Below are 2,102 nucleotides of genomic sequence, written 5' to 3' on the forward strand. Positions count from 1 at the left end.
ATATGGTAGAGTTAGATAAAGACTCGGTAATTTATGAGTTATGGCAGCTGCAGAAAAGAGTTTTTCAGGATAAGTAAAATGAAATAACTTATAAGGAGAAAACTCTATCTTTAAAATGTTAGACAGACCTGTTTAAAGATAAATTTATAGGTTTTAATAATAGAAATTAAATTAAAATAAGTGAAAAGTAATGAAAATAATAAGAAAGGATGAATAGTATGGCTTCTGAAAAGAAAGTTACTATAGTTAATGAAACTGGTTTACATGCAAGGCCTGCGTCTCAATTTGTTAAAAAAGCAGGTAAATTCAAGTCTGATATTAAAATTGTTTTTGAAGATAAAGAGGTAAATGCTAAAAGCATTATGGGTGTAATGAGCCTGGGTATTGGCCAGGGAAAAGAAATTACTCTTAAAGCAGATGGCGAAGATGAAAAAAAGGCACTTGATAGTCTTGAAGATTTCATTATAACAGAAATGGCAGAAGAAGATAATTAATAATAGCAAAAAAATATCCAGTCTCCCTAATAATTAAGCTGAGACTGGATATTAATTTAATTGTATTAATTACAGTGATATTCTGTTTAAAAAATAGGAGGATAAATTTTGTTAAAAGATGTTGCTAATATAGTAAGAGGATTATCAGCGGATATTGTAGAAAAGGCAAATTCTGGTCATCCGGGAATGCCGATTGGCTGTGCTGATATTGGAGCACTGTTATTTGGTGAGATAATGAATATCGATGCTTCAAAATCAGACTGGCCTGATAGAGATCGCTTTGTACTTTCAGCTGGACATGGATCAGCATTTTTGTATTCATTTTTGCACCTGACAGGTCATGACATTTCAATGGACGATTTAAAAGACTTTAGACAGCTTCATTCTAAAACACCCGGCCATCCAGAATATGGAGAAACTGATGGAGTAGAAACAACAACTGGACCTTTAGGACAGGGATTTTCTAATGCAGTTGGTATGGCTTTAGCAGAAAAAATGATGGCTGCTAAATACAACACAGAAGACCACTCAATTGTAGATCACTACACCTATACTATAATGGGAGATGGCTGTATGATGGAGGGTATAACTTCTGAAGCAGCATCACTTGCAGGTCATTTAGGACTTGATAAGTTAATTGCAATCTATGATGATAACGATATTTCAATTGCTGGAAATACAAATTTAGCTTTTACAGAGTCTGTAGCTGACCGCTTTAAAGCTTTTGGCTGGCAGGTAATAGAAAATATTGACGGTCACAATATTGACCAGGTAAGAGAAGCAATTAACCAGGCAAAATCTGATAAGGAAAGACCTACGGTAATTATGGCCAAAACACATATCGCCTTAGGTGCACCGAATAAGCAGGATACAGCTGATGCTCATGGAGCACCATTGGGAGAAGAAGAAATCAAAGGTCTAAAAGAAAAGTTTGACTTACCAGTAGATAAAAAGTTTTATGTCTCAGATGAGGTCAAAGAATTTTTCCGGGCTCATGCTGCTGAGATGCAGGATCAAAGATTAGCTTGGGAAAAAGAATTTGAAGAATGGGCAGCAGCTAATCCTGAACTCAAAAAAGATTGGGACCAGGCAATAGAATTAAAACTGCCTGTTGATTTAAAAGAAGAAATTATGGACTTAGAAATGGAAGCTCCAATAGCTACAAGAAAATCAGCTGGAGCAGCTTTATCAAAAGCATTTGAACTAATACCATATTTAGTTGGTGGGTCAGCAGATTTAGCCCCATCAAATAAGACCTATAACGCTGAATACGGAGAAGTACAAAAAGGTGATTACAGCGGCAGAAACTTCCGTTTTGGAGTTAGAGAACATGCAATGGGAGCAATTACAAATGGTTTAGCTCTGCATTCAGGTTTGCGTCCATTTGCAGCAACTTTCCTTGTTTTCTCAGATTATATGCGTCCAGCAATTAGACTGGCTGCTTTAATGAAGCTGCCTGTAACTTATGTCTTTACCCATGATTCTGTTTTTGTTGGTGAAGATGGACCGACACACCAGCCGATAGAACATGTGGAAGCATTAAGAATTATACCTGGACTTAAGGTTTTAAGACCAGGAGATGAAGAAGAAGCAAAAGCTGCCTGGGTT

General features: G+C 36.3%; 2 protein-coding genes. Both read left to right on the top strand.

Annotated features, from left to right (window positions below):
- Positions 1-218 precede the first annotated feature (218 nt).
- Complete coding sequence (locus tag CI949_RS20160; protein ID WP_290769789.1) at positions 219-494, top strand: phosphocarrier protein HPr; 276 nt, start codon at positions 219-221, stop codon at positions 492-494.
- A gap of 108 nt (positions 495-602) precedes the next feature.
- A partial coding sequence (locus CI949_RS20165; RefSeq protein ID WP_290769792.1) for a transketolase occupies positions 603-2,102 on the top strand: 1,500 nt, incomplete at its 3' end.

The organism is Halanaerobium sp., from assembly GCF_003070835.1.